The organism is Paenibacillus cisolokensis, from assembly GCF_018403665.1.
GTDB lineage: Bacteria > Bacillota > Bacilli > Paenibacillales > Paenibacillaceae > Paenibacillus_AH > Paenibacillus_AH cisolokensis.
This window is the reverse complement of sequence record NZ_BOVJ01000012.1, coordinates 1-14,889: the sequence shown is the minus strand read 5'-3', so window position 1 is coordinate 14,889 and position 14,889 is coordinate 1. Positions and strand designations below refer to the sequence as shown.

Below are 14,889 nucleotides of genomic sequence, written 5' to 3'. Positions count from 1 at the left end.
ATAAGGATACGGATATGAAATGAAAAAACTTCCCGGGGGACGGAGCCGTCTTACGGCTTCTTTCCCGGGAGGTTTTTTTCCCATGTGCGGCGATGCTAGTCACAAACGGCCGATACGGTGCTCGACGTGGCTCGTTTGCTGCAACGGGCTCCTTTTGCATGACCGAAAATTGTAAAAACGTGGCCTGAAAATTGAAAGACATGCGACTATTGCCTATTTATAATGGGGTCACGATAATAAGCGTTTGGATATGACTCGTACAAGCGGGAGGGGCATGAGATGTCCAATGTGAAGGAAATATGGATTTACCACCACAGTCATCTTGATGTCGGGTACACGCACCCGCAGCCGGTGTTGTGGGAGCTGCAGCTGCAATATTTGAATCAGGCGATCGAGCTGTGCGAACGCACCGAGCATGAGCCGGAAAAAGCAAAATTCAGATGGACGTGCGAGGCGACCGCGCCGGTGATGAAATGGTTGGAAGCGTCTTCACCGGATAAGGTGGAACGTTTTGCGAAATTCGTGCGAAACGGACAAATTTGCCTGACGGCGGCGAAGATGCATACGACCCCGCTTTGCGGCGCCGACCAGCTGGCGCGCATGTTTTATCCGGTCAAAAAACTGCGCGAGCAATTCGGCGCAAAACTGAACACGGCGATCAACCACGACATCAACGGGCAGCCTTGGACGTTCGCGCAAATTATGCTGGATGCGGGCATTGAATTGTATACGACCGGCGTGAACATTCACTTCGGCGGCATTCCGTTGCCGCGTCCGCGCGCATTCCGCTGGCAGGCGCCGGACGGCAGAGAGCTGTTGACCTTCAACGGCGAGCATTATTCGATATTTACGCAGTTTTGCCATTTGTGGGATCAAGATCTGGCCAAGATGAAGAAAGGGATCGACACGTACTTGCAACGGCTGGAACGCGAACAATACCCTTACGATTTCATCTATATTTCATCCACGAACTTTCCGCTGTTCGACAATACGCCGCCGGACGAGGAACTGCTGGAAATAGTGCGGCGTTGGAATGAAGCCGGTCTCGGGCCGCGCATTCGTCTGGCTACGCCGGAAATGCTGCTGGAGAAGTTGAAATCGCTGCCTCGCGAAGAGATTCCCGTGGTGGCGGGGGATTGGACGGACTACTGGAATTTCGGCGCGGCCAGTTCCGCCGAAGAAACGAGGCTCACCCGCAGAGCCAAACAGTCGTTGAAAACAGCGGAGCTGCTCTCCGCCTTCCAGGGCACGGACGACGAGCGCGAACGCGAATTGTACCGGGAAGCCTGGGAACAGCTTGATTTGTACGATGAGCATACATGGGGCGCGAACGTGTCGGTGACCGATCCGGATTCGCGGTTTACCAAGACGCTCTGGATGCACAAAGCGCATCCGGCGTACCAGGCCAACAGCCTGAGCGGGTATTTGCTCGCGAAGCAGCTGGAGCGTCTGGCCGGCAATCCGCTGCAATCGGGCAAGCCGGAAGGCGTTCTGCTTGTCAATGCGACTCAAGTGCCGCAGAAGCTGGACGTTCGCGTAAGCGAGGAATTTACCTATGAAGGCCGGCACGTCGCCGCCAACCGTTTCAAATTTCAGCAAAATAACAGCGATACCGACTGGACCGCGCCTGCCATCGGTACGGTGGAGCTCGCGCCGTTCAGTTGGAAGAAAGTCCCATACGCCAATATGAAGCGCATGCTGCAAGAGACCGTCCGCATTACGGAAACTGCGATCGAAACGGCGTACTATGTGCTGGAGTTCGATCCGGCGACAGGTAGAATCAGGCAGCTGTACGACAAGCTGCGCGACTGGCCTATCGTGGATCCCCACAGCGAATGGACGCTGTTCCAATATGTGCAGGAGCGGGTGGATGGGCTGAAGATGCCGGAACACCGCACGACTTTGTTTCCGCGCGATGTCGAGAAGTGCAATGACAGCATCAGCTGCTGGAACCATGAATGGCCGGCGCTGCGCAGAGGGGCGGAGCGGCTGACCGCCTGCCGCGTCGACCGGCACGATTCCGGGGCGACGCTCGTGCTGCGCTGGGAGGCGCCTGGTGTGGAGTGGCTGGAGCAGCGCATTACGCTGTTCGCCGCCAGCCCGCGGATCGAGCTGATCGCTTCGTTCTACAAGCAGGATGTGCGGACGCCGGAATCCGTCTACTTCGCGTTTCCGCTTCATTTGCGGGAATGGACGGCCAAATTCGACAGCGCCGGAACTTACGTGGAGCTGGACCGCGAGCAGCTGCCCGCTTCGTGCAAGGATTGGGTCACGGTCGATCAGGTCGTTTCCATTTACGACGAAGAGCACGGCGTGACGCTGGCCTGCCCGGATGCGCCGCTCGTGCAAATCGGCGGCTTCCATTTCGGCAAGGAACAGCGGGAAATTCCCCGAAACCCCCGGCCGCTGCTTCTCGCTTGGCCGGTGAACAACTACTGGGATACGAACTTCAGAGCGAGTCAGCCGGGAGTGATCACGGTAAAATATGAATTGACGTCCTTCTCGAAATATCGCGTCGAGGATGCGCATGCCGCCGCAGTGGAAGCGGGCTGCCCGGTGCAGCTTTATCCTGCGGTCAATTGCCCTGCGGAAGAGAGCGGCGTATGGATCGAAATCAACAACCCGCTGGTCGTCGTGCAAGGATGCAAGCCGGCCGAGGACGGAGAGGGCATCATCCTTCGTCTGATGAACCTGTCGGAGCAGGCGGAGCAAGCGGTCGAGATCACGTTCCCGGGCCGGGCAATACGTGCGGCGGCGCTCACGGACATGCTGGAGACGGCTATCGGCCGGCTGGAGCCGCAAGGAAGCGCGGTCGGCTTCACGGTACCGGCCAGGCGGCTCGTCACCCTTCGCGTTCAACTGTGAAGCTGTTTGAACTTTTTCTTGAACCGGGCAGGGGGCATCCCCATTTCCTTGGCGAACACGCTGGTGAAATAATGAACGGTATCGAATCCCGTTTGTTCCGAAATCTCCTTGATCGAAAGGTCGGTATTCGTAAGCAGAATGCCGGCTTTTCTTATTCTTTCCTTCCGCACGTAACTGGAGAACGATTGGCCGAGTTCGGAGAGGAACACGCGGGACAAGTGGCGGCCGGAAATGAGCAGATGACCGGCGACATCGTCAAGCTTCAGCGGTTGGGACAAATTGTCGCGGATATACAGCTTGGCCTGGTAGACAAGCATCGCAGCGATGCTGACCTTGGGGTTCTCCCGCACCGAACGGGATTGGTCGTTAAAGACGCGCTCCAGTCCGGTGATCACCGACGTGCATAAACTTTCGATGCTGTCGGCGAACAAGGGCTGGTACTCATTCGCCGTCAGCAAGAGTGAAGTCCAGAGCCGGACAATGGGAAGGTCTTGAGCCTCGGGGACGTAGAACGTTTCGGTTTCGGACAAAGCGTTGAACAAATTCCGGCTTGCTTCGTCGGATGTTTGGCCGTTCAACTCGAATCCGACGAAGATGATGTCCAATCCTCGATCGCTCCGGATCTGATGCATCACATGAGGACGGGACATAAACAGCACGCCTCGCTTCAGCGCATATTCGTTTTCGTTTTCAAGGTAACTTCCGCTGCCGTCCACAATGTAGCACACTTCAAAAAAGAATGCTTGTGCGGCTTGTTGTTAAGGTGTCCGGCTTGCGCCCCCCAGTAATGGACCGTAATCCCCACCTGTTTTCCGGTTAAGGCAGCAGCTTTTGGTTGAGCACGATCGTTCCGTTCAACAGCTGGTCGGTCCACTTCATCGGCAAGCCCTCCTGCTTCGCTTCGTTGACTGTTTTCATCATTTTAACATTGTTTAAATCGCCGGTGCAGAGTGATGTCCTTATTTTATAAAAATGTGTCGGCATCCTAAAAAGACGAGGCGATTCGGTTGCGATACACTGGATACAAATGAAAGCGGATTCCTGGCGTCCGCCGGGAACTTCCAAAGACAGGGGGGATGAGTTTGAAAACCGCCGAGATCATGCATAAAACCTTGATTTATCTCATTCTTGTTGCCGGAAGCGCGCTCTTCGTCATGCCGCTGGTATGGATGCTGTCCACTTCGCTCAAAGGCGACATCGGGCTGTTCGATTTGCCGCCCAAGTGGATTCCGGAGACGTTCTACTGGGACAATTATAAAAAAGCGGTGCAGTCGTTTCCATTTTGCGCTATACGGTAAACACGGTATGGATCACGTTGCTTTCGGTAATCGGGGCGCTTTTGTCGTCCTCTTTCATCGCCTACGCTTTTGCCAAACTGAAGTGGCCCGGACGCAATATTTGGTTCGTCGTCCTGCTTGGCACGATGATGCTGCCGCCGCAAGTGACGATGATTCCGCTTTTCCTGTTTTTCAAACAGCTGGGCTGGATCGACACGTACTTGCCGTTAACCGTTCCTTATTTCTTCGGCAGCGCGTTTTATATCTTTCTCATGCGGCAATTTTTCATGACGATCCCGAAAGAGCTGAGCGAAGCGGCGAAGATTGACGGCAGCACGGAATTTTATATTTGGTGGCGCATCTTTATCCCGCTGTCCAAGCCGGCGCTGGCGACACTTGCGATCTTTACGTTCATGATGGCCTGGAACGACTTTCTCGGACCGCTCATTTACTTGAACGATCCGGACCAATTCACCCTTGCGCTCGGTTTGCGCAGCTTTCAGCAGCAGTACGGAACGCGCTGGAATGTCATGATGGCCGCCTCGCTGATCGTCATGCTGCCGACGCTCGTGATGTTCTTCTCCTTCCAGAAATATTTCATCGAAGGGGTTACATTGACCGGGGTGAAAGGGTGACCGATGGTACGAACGAAGGAGGTGGTCGGGCTACCGATGATTCGGAGGGTACGGATATGGCGATTCGGAAAGTTCGAATGACGAATATGGGAGGTCAACCAGGATGAAAAGAAAAATATGGTCCGTCTTGACGGCAGTCATTCTCATTCTTACTCTTCTCGCAGGCTGTTCGGGCGGAGCGGGCGAGGACACCGGCAATACCGCGCAGTCTCCGGCAACGAACGATTCGGGTTCGGGCCAAACGAACAATGGCGACGCACAGCCCGAGCCTGGCAACGACCCGGTGACGATCAGCTTCTGGCACATTCATTCCGACGGGGATATGAAAGATACGATGACGGAGCTGCTCGCGGATTTCATGAAGCAGCATCCGGATATTACGGTTAACGAACTCGGCATCAACTTCTGGGATTACTGGACGAAGCTTTCGACGGCCATGGCCGGCGGCAGCGGTCCGGATCTGGCCATGAACGATACGAGCACGCTGCAGACGCGCGCGGAATCCGGAGCGATCCTGAATTTGAACGAATTCATTCAGAGGGACAGCTTCAACACGGAAGACTTCTTCCCGGTGCTGATCGACAAGATGAAATACAACGACGGCATTTACGGCTTGCCGAGCGACACGGACGTTCGGGTGCTCTATTACAACAAGACGGCGTTCAGAGAGGCGAATCTCGATCCTGAGAAGCCGCCGGCCAACTGGGATGAGCTGGCCGAATATGCGGAAAAGCTGACCGTGTTGAATGACAGCAACTTGATTGAACGCATCGGCTTCTCCCCTGCGCTCGGCAACATTCATTTGTGGATGCTGGCGTGGGCCAATGGCGGGGATTTCTGGGACGACGAAGGCAAGCCGACATACGACAGGCCGGAAAATCTCGAAGCGCTGCAATGGATGAAGACGGTGCAGGACAAATACGGCGTGAAGGCGATGTCCGCCTTCAACTCGCAGGCGAGCGCGCTGCAGCACAGCCCGTTCATCGCCGGCAAAGCGGCGATGATTGTGGACGTCAACAATTTGTATACCGACATCAAGAAATATGCGCCGGATCTCGATTTCGGCGTCGCCCCGATCCCGTACACGAAACAGCCCGCAACCTGGTCGGCGGGATTCGATTACGAGATTGTGAACAACCATGACGACAAGCGCGCCGCCGCTGCCTGGGAGCTGTTGAAGTATTTGACGAGCCCGGAAGTGCAGAAGAAGATCCATCAAGTTTCCGGCTCTCTCGTATCCAATATGAAAGCGGCGAAAGCCCCCGAATTTATGGCCGATCCCGTATGGGAGATGATCGTCGGGCAGATGGAGCATTCCCGCTTTATCGAATATATCCCGGCATCGCCGTCCTGGCACGCGGAACTGGACCAGGTCGTGCAGTCGGTGCTCAACTCGGGAGTGGATCCGCAGAAAGCGCTGCAGGACGCGCAGAAAAATGCGGAGACGAAGCTGAAAAACTATGTGCAAACGAAGTGATTCCGATAGGACGATTTCCGGGGGCGTTCGCCCCCGGAACGATCCGTAAAGGGAGCGGGTGACTATGCGGCATAAGCGGGTAATGAAAATGAGCACGAGAGAAGCGATAAACGGATATTGTTGTTTTTCGCCCGGATTAATCGGCCTCATCGTGTTTATGGCAGGTCCGATCTTGTACTCGCTGTACTTGAGCTTTACGAACTACAACATCTACCAGGCTCCGCGGTGGATCGGGCTGGCGAACTATCGCATCATGCTGACGGAAGATCCGTTGTTTTGGAAGAGCATGCTCAATACGTTGTATTACGTCGCGTTAAGCGTGCCGCTGAATACCGTTGCGGGCGTCTTGCTGGCCGTGCTGATGAATCAGTCCGTGCGCGGCATCCGCTTGTTCCGCACGCTCTACTTTCTGCCCAGCGTCGTATCCGGCGTCGCTGTCGCGCTTTTATGGCAATGGGTGCTCGATCCGAATTTCGGCCTGATCAATACGTTTTTGGCCCGACTCGGCATTGAAGGTCCGGGTTGGCTTACGGACGAGCATTGGTCGAAGTTTTCGCTCGTACTTATGAACCTGTGGGCCGTGGGCGGCAGCATGATCATTTATCTGGCCGGTCTGCAAGGCGTTCCGCGCAGCTTGTATGAAGCGGCTACCGTGGATGGCGCGGGAATGCTGCGCAAATTTGTTTCCATTACGATTCCGATGCTGACGCCGACGATCTTTTTCAATGTGATCATGGGAGTTTTAAGCGGGTTCCAAGTATTTTTGCAGGCGTACATTATGACCGGCGGAGGCCCGAACAATTCGACGATGTTCTTCGCTTACTATTTGTATAACAAGGCGTTCAAAGATATGCAGTTCGGCTATGCGTCGGCTATGGCGTGGGTGCTCTTGTTTATTACGCTCGCGTGCACGCTGATTATTCTGAGATCGGGCTCGCGATGGGTCTACTACGAAGGTGAGAATCCGAACTAAAGATAAATACGATAACTGGAGTGGGTGAGGGATCATGTTCAACAAATTTCCGGTGAATCCGGTCCGGGATCTTCAGCGGGACATACGCGTCGCGTCAGGCTATGACGCTGTATTGTCCGCATTGCGGGAGCGGCTCAATCCGTTCGGAGATCGCCCCGTCCTGGTCCTTGACGGCACGCATGGCGCCGCGTTCGATAAGTGGCTGGAGCGCATGCTGGAAGCATTCGGCGGACAGTCCGCGCGGGTGGAGGCGGTCTCCGCCGCGGAGTTTCTCAAATCCCCCGCCGAGATCCGGGAATTGTTCAAGGACAATATAACCGACAACCGGGCGTTCGGCTATATGACGGAAGCGCATATTTCCGCTTACTTCGCCGAAGATGCGCAGAAGCGCTGCAAAGAAAGGCTCGCGGCATTGCGGCGCCGGACGGGCGAGGCCGGCATGGGGGACAGATCGGACGAGCGATTCGCCGCTCAGATCCAACGACTGATCGTATTGTATGGGACCGGAGCCCACTGGCTGGCTGACGGGTGCGGCGATGTGCATGTGTTCCTCGATCTGTCGCGGGAAACCCAGCAGATTATGCATAAGCAAGGCTTGTTGAATTTCGCGTTGGACTGGAACGAGGATGCGCTGGAAAAGTACAAGATCGCCTTCTTCGTGGAATGGCCGATTCTGGAAGGTTATCGCAAGGCGAATTTAACCGGGTACGATTATTACGCGGATGCGAATCGCCCGGAGCATCCGGTAATGGTGGCCGTAAGCGATCTGGTCGACGCGGCGCGCGACATCGCGAAGCGTCCGATTCGCGTCAAGCCGTTCTTCGCTCCGGGCATCTGGGGCGGGCAATATTTGAAGCGGCTGGCCGACTTGCCGGAGGATTGGGACAACTGCGCGTGGAGCTTTGAGCCGATCGCGCCGGAGAACTCGGTATTGATCGGTATCGGGGCAGCGATCATCGAAGTTCCGTTTCTCGTAATTATGAATTATGCTTACAAGGACATTATGGGCGAACGTCCGGTCCGCTTGTTCGGCGACTTCTTCCCGATCCGGTTCGACTATCTCGATACGATCGAGGGAGGAAACTTGTCCACGCAAGTTCACGGGAAACAGGCGTACATTCGCGAGCATTTCAATTACGTGCTGGAACAGCAGGAATCGTACTATATTATGGAAAAACGTGAAGGCTCGAAAGTTTATCTCGGCCTGACCGAGCGGTGCACCGGCGACGCGTTTGTCGGGGCGGTCAAGCGGGCGCAGGAAACCGGCGAACCGATCGAGTTTACCGATTATGTGCAGGAATGGGACTGCAGAAAGGGCGACCTGTTTCTTATTCCGACAGGAACCGTCCATTGTTCGGGCAAAGACAATCTGGTTCTGGAAATATCGTCCACGACCTGGTGGTTTACGTTTAAGATTTACGATTACGTGCGCAAGGACAAAGACGGCAAGCCGCGGCCGATTAATATCGAGCATGCGGAGCCGAACATCGATTGGTACAAAAAGACGGCATGGGTTCGCGAGCATTTGATCCCGGTGCCGCAGAAGCTGCGCGAGCAAGGCGCCAATGAAGAATATGTGCTGGGCAAGCGCCAAGATTTGCTGTTCTATGTGAACCGCATTCACCTTACGGATCGCTGGCGCGACCATACGAACGAAGAATTGCTGCTCCTCAATCTGGTGGAAGGCGAGAAAATTCGCATTCGATCTGTAAAACGGCCGGATGTATTCGTGGAATTCGGTTACGCGGAATCGTATATTTTGCCGGCGGTTTTCGGCGCTTTCGAAATCGAGAATCTCGGCACGGGGCCATGCAAAATCATCAAGGCAGGGGTTTCGCCGGAGTGGGAAGTGAAACTGACTGATGAATAAATACGCGATTGCCTTCGATGTGGGCGGACTGTTTATCAAATCCGCCGTATTGGATGACAAGGGGCATGTACTCCCGGGAACTTATGCGATTTATCCGGCCAAATCCAAAGAGCAAAAAGAGGTCATCATCGAGCATTTTGTCGGCTTGATCAAGCACCAGACGAATCGAATTCTGGACAAAAGCTTTGAAATTTACGGGGTTGGCTATGCGTTCCCCGGCCCATTCGATTATCCCGGAGGAATCAGCTATATCCGGCAGACCGACAAATTCGAGCACTTGTATGGAGTTAATTTGCGCGAGGAGCTGACCATGCGGCTGGAGCAAGATCCGCTGTTCGTGGCGAGACGGGCGGACCGCTTTCAAATCCGGTTTGAAAATGACGCCAATTTATTTGCATTAGGCGAGCTGTTCGCAGGCCATGCGCGCGCCTTCAACCGCTCGATTTGTTTGACGATCGGAACAGGGACAGGATCGGCGTTTATTGACAACGGGCAGCTGATTGCGAATCGCGCCGACGTCCCGCCTAACGGCTGGGTGTACAAGGAGCCGTTAGGCGCGTCCATTGTCGACGACTATATTTCCAAGCGGGGCATTCTCCGTCTCGCGCAACAAGCCGGCATGAAAACGGAAGGTCTGGAAGTGAAAGCGATCGCCGACATGGCCCGCGGCGGCGACGCCGTATCCCGCGGCGTGTTTCATCAGTTCGGACGGAATCTCGGCATGATGCTGAATCCGTTTGTCGCGGCTTTTCGTCCGGAAGCGGTCATCATCGGCGGACAGATCGCGAAGAGCAAGGATCTGTTTCTTGACGGCGTCAGCGAGACGCTGCAAAATTCGCTGCTGGCGATTCGCACGGTCGATGAAACATCGCTCAGCACGTTTGTCGGTATTGCCCAAATGCTGACGCAGAGTGCGGCCAAGGCTTGAAAAGTTGTCCGTCGCGCCGCTAAAGCGCGGCCAAGACTTGACAATTGTTTCGTCGCGCGGCTGGAGGTGGGAAGATGAGGCGAAGAACCGTAATCGCGGTAATCGCGGCGCTTGTCGTCTTTGCGCTTTCATTGACGACGGTCGCCGGATGCATGGGGGATAAAGCGAGGCATAAAGCAGTCAAGCCTGCCCTTGGCGCATGGATTTCCGGGGTGAAGGCCATGGCGGAGGCCGACGACGGATTTCCTGCCGAGCGGGCCGTGAACAATCAGGGGATGGCGGGGACGGCTGGCCGGACGCATGTTCACAGCAATGAGGAGAAGACGATGTGGCGCCGGACCGCAGATGCGGATGATGCAGGGGTGTATATCGATTTCGACCTTGGCCGCGTTCACCCGCTTGGCGAGATGTGGATTTGGAACTACAACGCGAAGAATCCCGAGACCGGCGATTCGATGCATCGTTACGGCCTGAAGCAGGTGCGCATTTACGTTTCCGTCGACCGTGAGCAGTGGAACGAATGGAAAGGGGACGGCTATCCCTTTCGCTTCGCCGCGGCCGACGGTTCACATGCGCTGCAGGCGACGAACCTCGACGACGGCAAGCGTTCGCCGGTCCGTTTCGACGGCGTGCCGGCCCGCTATGTACGGATCGTTGCCGACAACGAGCCGGGAGTGGGCAATTGGATGGAGGCGGACAACGGCTCAGACGGCGGGTCAAGCGGTGAGTCAGGCGTAGGGTCAAGAGGCAGCGTCGGGTCAAGCGGTAAGTCAAGCGGTGAGTCAAGCGGCGAGTCAAACGGCGGGGCAAGTGGCGAGTCAGGCGGCGGGTCGAGCGGCGAGTCAGGCGACGAGTCAGGCAGCAGGTCAGGCGTTGGGTCAAGTGGCGAGTCAGTCAGCGGGGCAGGCGTCGGGTCAAATGGCGAGTCAGTCAGCGGGGCAGGCGGCACGAAGAGCATCTTCGGCCTAAGCGAGGTGCGGTTTTACCGTTATGCGCTTCAGGTGGAGCAGGATGGCATGATCGTTCCCTTGTCGGCGTCGATCGACGCGGATGCTTCCGATTCCGGCGCGGCGGATTTATCCGGCGATCCGGAAAATGCGATCAACAATTTCGGCATGAGCGCTTACGGAGGGAAGAAAGACTGGCACAACGATGACCGCCGCGCGATGTGGCTCGTGCCCGCTTCATCGGTTAAGCCGGTTTCGCTGACCGTCGATCTCGGCGGAACGTACCCCCTGAAGGAAATGCACGTCTGGAACTATAACGAGCGAGGGAAGGAAACGAGCGGTTTGCGTCATTTTCGACTGTTCGTATCGTTGGACGGCCTTCAGTGGCAGGAGCGGAAAGGGCCTGGTTATCCGTATGAACTGGCTATAGCGGACGGTTCCGAACGGTTGAAAGCGACAAATTTGAATGACGGCAAGCATTCGCCCATCGACCTTGAAGGAGTGGCCGCCAGGTTTGTGAAAGTGGTCCCGGATGCGGATACGGAAAAGCGCAATTGGGGGGCGGCAGACGGCGCGTTCGGGCTGAGCGAGCTTCGCTTTTACGCCGGAAGCGGGCTGGCGGCGGAGCCCGCAGCGGATTGGGAGGCACTGTTCAGCAACTACAACGGCTGGAGCGGCGCTGACGGGATTTTTCCATCCCGCTGAATGGCTATGATGGACCGGGTGCGGCGGAAAAGACGAAGACGCTGTTCCTGTTCAGCGACACGTTCGTCGGGACGGTCGACCCGCTTACGCATCAGCGCATGCAAGCGAATATGCTGAACAACTCGGTCGGGTTGCTGGACGGAGGCGAGGCGGATGCGGCAAATCTGAAATTTACGTACTTGCCGAACAGCGCGGACGTGAGCTTGTTCACGCCGAAGACACCCCGATCGCCGCAGGGAAGCTGGTATTGGCTGCAGGACGGAATCGTGATCGGCGACCGCCTGTACATCTTTCCGCTCGTTATGGTGCGCGGCAGCGGTCCGACAGGTTTTAACTTTGCGACTTACGGCGTGAATATGATCAGGCTGCCGCTCGCGGATGGCGTGCCGGATTTGGAACGGCAGGAGCAGTTCGATACGCCATTGTACGCGAAGCTGCCTGACGGCACGGGAGCGATCGTGTTCGGCGCGGGCATTATGGACAATACGGAGCATTCGGGCGCGCCGGATCCGGACGGATATATTTATGTGTACGGATACAGGGACATCGAAGGCGGGAACAAACAGCTCGTCGCCGCGCGGGTGGAACCGCAACATTTTGAACAGTTTGACCATTGGCGGTATTGGGACGGCGAGGAATGGTCCCCCGATATCCTGGAGGCGGCGGCGCTCATCCAAGGAGTGTCCCCGGAATTGAGCGTAACGCCGATAAATTCGGGTGCGCTCGCCGGCAAATATTTGCTCGTCGTCGAAAGGGATACGATGAGCGGTTACGTCGCTATCAGCGCGGGAGACTCTCCGGTCGGACCATTCGCACCGCTGAAGCGTATCTATTACACGCCGGAAATCGATCGCGCGAGCCAGGTGTTCTCTTATAACGCCAAGGCGCATCCGCACTTGTCGCGCCCCGGGGAACTGCTTATTTCATACAACGTCAATTCGATGGACCCGATGGCCAACAATATGAACGGGGATCTTTATCGGCCGCGATGGATCAGGCTAAGGGAGCTTGGCGATTAGTTTCGAAATTGTTGAGGGAAAGGCGGGAGAGTGATGGCAGGGCAAAATGGAGGCTTTGGAAGCGAATTTGCAGACATGGCGGTTGACGTTACAGCGAGCGCGCCGGCGCATCGCGGGGATCTTTTGCCGATCAGAAGTTGTTGCGAGCTCCATGACGAAGATGCGGCGGTGATCTTTGACTTCGGAGCGGCCTATCCGGTCGGCGGTATGCGCATTTTCGGGGAGAACGACTCCCAAGCAGAGACTTGTCCCTTGAAGGTCGAATACGCGCTGGACGGGAAACATTGGGCGGTCGCGGAATGGGTGCCGGAGTGTGCCGATCTGGAAAGCGGCATGGATCGTCGCCATTCCGTATGGACCGTTCGCGGGGGCAGCTTGCATGCGCGCTATATGAAGGTGACGTGCGAGGCTCCGTTCGCCGCGACCGTATCCGAAGTGCAGTTCCTTGCGGCAAGCGGCTTTGGCGTCGAGCCGTGCGAGGAATGGACGAATTTGTTTCACCGCTCCTGCGGCTGGAGCGGCGCGGACGGCATCTATTCCATTCCGCTCCATGCGTGCGAAAGGAACGGAACGGCAAATAACGCGCGGACACTGTTCCTGTTCGGGGATACGTTCATCGGGGAAGTGGATAAGACGTCGGACCGCAGAATTTCCCCGGTCATAATTAATAACACAGCGGCGGTTCTGGATGGAGGCAAGCCGCGGCCCGAGGCGGTGCAATTCGTATGGCGCCGGGATGACGAAGGCAATCCGGCGAGTTTGTTCGTTCCGGCGACGCCGAAAGCATCGCAAATCGAAGGCGCTTACTACTGGCTTCAGGACGGCATCGTCGTCGGGAATATGTTCTATTGCTTTCCGATGATCATCGGACCGAACCCGGACGGCCCCGAAGGCTTCCAGTTTGCCGTTCACGGCATTGCCAGAGTGTCGGCTCCGGTCGATGAGGACGGATTGCGTTATGACGAGAACATTCAGGCCGACACAGACTTATACTATGAAGCGGCGAACGGGCGGACGACGTATTTCGGCGCAGCGTTTATGGCGCTGACGGAATCGGCAGGCACTGCCAACCCTGACGGACATATTTACATTTACGGCTTGCAGAACGGCGCAAGCGGCCCTGCTATGGTCGTCGCTCGCGTGCCGGAGGCCCGATTCGCGGATTTTGCCGCATGGCGCTTCTGGAACGGGGCGGAATGGACGGCCGAGAAGGAGCAGGTCGTGCCGATCGCTGACGAAATATCTTGCGAGTTCAGTGTGACGCCGATGTCAGACCAGTGGGAGGGCGCAGCTTATGCCGTTGTGTTCCAGGAGGCGGGAGCAGGGCTCGGCAACCGCTTGTCCATGTACGTTGGCGCTTCGCCGGTCGGGCCTTTCGCCGACCCGATACGGCTCTATGCTTGCGCGGAGCCGGATGAAGGCAAAGGAATTTATGTATACAACGCCAAGGCGCATCCCCATCTGTCCCGTCCCGGAGAACTGCTGGCAAGCTATAACGTGAACACGACAAGTATGGATATGCATATGCAGCATGCCGGAATTTATCGGCCGCGTTTTGTGAATATTCGCCAAATCCGCTAGACCCTATCTTTTGTTGCGGGCCGCCGAGTGCTTGCCTCATGCCCGAAGGCCGTTGCGCCGGATTGTACGGCCAGCGGGCAGATATTCATCCGCCGGACACAAGGCTTGGCGGCGAACGGCTTGCTGCTAACGAAGGCGGGATGTGGCGCAGTTGCGTGGTTGCGCTAACGAAGGCGCGTTGTGGCGCAGTTGCGTGGTTGCGCTAACGAAGGCGGGATGTGGCGCGATGTGGGGCGATTGCGCTAACGAAACTGAGCAACCTTATTCGGGCGAAATTTTCATTTTCGAAGCGCTAACGAATCTAGGCAACCTTATTAACCGCATTTAAAGGGAAAAACGGTAGATTTGAGAGAAATAAGGTGTCTGGTATTCGTTAGCACGATCAGAAAGGCGAATTTTGCAAAATAGCGTTGCTCAGATTCGTTAGCCGTTTACAGGAGGGGGAGGCTGTAGCACAGCAATGCGGATTCGTCCTGCGAAGGCGCCCGCGCGCCCCTGGCACCGCAATGCGGATCATCCTGCAAAGGCGCCCGCGCGCCCCTGGCACCGTAATGCGGATTTGTCTGCAGAAGGCCGTCCGCGCGCCCTTGTCGCACCGCAATGCTGCGGGCG

12 protein-coding genes are annotated in these 14,889 nt (G+C 56.4%); 10 read left to right on the top strand and 2 right to left on the bottom strand.

The features are described 5' to 3' along the window. Positions 1-279 precede the first annotated feature (279 nt). Positions 280-2,865, top strand: coding sequence for a glycoside hydrolase family 38 N-terminal domain-containing protein (locus PACILC2_RS01905; protein WP_213527105.1), 2,586 nt, complete (start codon positions 280-282; stop codon positions 2,863-2,865). Here PACILC2_RS01905 and PACILC2_RS01900 read toward each other — a convergent pair. Further along, positions 2,856-3,593: an AraC family transcriptional regulator gene (locus PACILC2_RS01900; RefSeq protein WP_280515251.1), complete on the bottom strand. Its 738-nt coding sequence runs from the start codon at positions 3,591-3,593 to the stop codon at positions 2,856-2,858. The genes PACILC2_RS01905 and PACILC2_RS01900 overlap by 10 nt on opposite strands. Before the next feature lie 354 nt (positions 3,594-3,947). Between PACILC2_RS01900 and PACILC2_RS26165 the strand changes: the two genes are divergently transcribed. The 9 genes from PACILC2_RS26165 (at position 3,948) to PACILC2_RS01860 (ending at position 14,277) form a co-directional block, all read left to right on the top strand. Then, on the top strand, positions 3,948-4,163 hold the full coding sequence (locus PACILC2_RS26165) for an ABC transporter permease family protein (RefSeq protein ID WP_244863161.1): 216 nt from the start codon (positions 3,948-3,950) through the stop codon (positions 4,161-4,163). Continuing rightward, positions 4,148-4,777 (top strand): carbohydrate ABC transporter permease, encoded by a 630-nt coding sequence (locus tag PACILC2_RS01895; RefSeq protein ID WP_244863160.1) that lies wholly within the window; start codon positions 4,148-4,150, stop codon positions 4,775-4,777. The genes PACILC2_RS26165 and PACILC2_RS01895 overlap by 16 nt, the downstream gene beginning before the upstream one ends. Before the next feature lie 103 nt (positions 4,778-4,880). Further along, positions 4,881-6,254, top strand: coding sequence for an ABC transporter substrate-binding protein (locus tag PACILC2_RS01890; protein ID WP_213527102.1), 1,374 nt, complete (start codon positions 4,881-4,883; stop codon positions 6,252-6,254). An 88-nt stretch (positions 6,255-6,342) separates the two neighbouring features. Beyond that, the gene (locus PACILC2_RS01885; RefSeq protein WP_244863159.1) at positions 6,343-7,227 is read left to right on the top strand and encodes a carbohydrate ABC transporter permease; all 885 of its coding nucleotides are present in this window, start codon (positions 6,343-6,345) and stop codon (positions 7,225-7,227) included. Positions 7,228-7,261: 34 nt separating this feature from the next. Further along, entirely contained in the window at positions 7,262-9,097 is a 1,836-nt protein-coding gene (locus PACILC2_RS01880; RefSeq protein ID WP_213527100.1) for a class I mannose-6-phosphate isomerase, read from the top strand. After that, a complete protein-coding gene (locus PACILC2_RS01875) occupies positions 9,090-10,025 on the top strand; it encodes an ROK family protein (RefSeq protein ID WP_213527098.1) in 936 nt (311 codons plus the stop codon). The genes PACILC2_RS01880 and PACILC2_RS01875 overlap by 8 nt, the downstream gene beginning before the upstream one ends. Positions 10,026-10,099: 74 nt before the next feature. Then, positions 10,100-11,677, top strand: coding sequence for a discoidin domain-containing protein (locus tag PACILC2_RS01870; protein ID WP_213527096.1), 1,578 nt, complete (start codon positions 10,100-10,102; stop codon positions 11,675-11,677). Next, positions 11,668-12,696: a DUF5005 domain-containing protein gene (locus tag PACILC2_RS01865; protein WP_504739375.1), complete on the top strand. Its 1,029-nt coding sequence runs from the start codon at positions 11,668-11,670 to the stop codon at positions 12,694-12,696. The genes PACILC2_RS01870 and PACILC2_RS01865 overlap by 10 nt, the downstream gene beginning before the upstream one ends. A 33-nt stretch (positions 12,697-12,729) precedes the next feature. Further along, a complete protein-coding gene (locus tag PACILC2_RS01860; protein WP_213527092.1) occupies positions 12,730-14,277 on the top strand; it encodes a DUF5005 domain-containing protein in 1,548 nt (515 codons plus the stop codon). Between the two features lie 431 nt (positions 14,278-14,708). On the opposite strand, the gene PACILC2_RS01855 is transcribed toward PACILC2_RS01860, so the two are convergent. After that, positions 14,709-14,889 (bottom strand): hypothetical protein (locus PACILC2_RS01855; protein WP_213527090.1); only part of this gene is annotated, 181 nt, incomplete at its 5' end.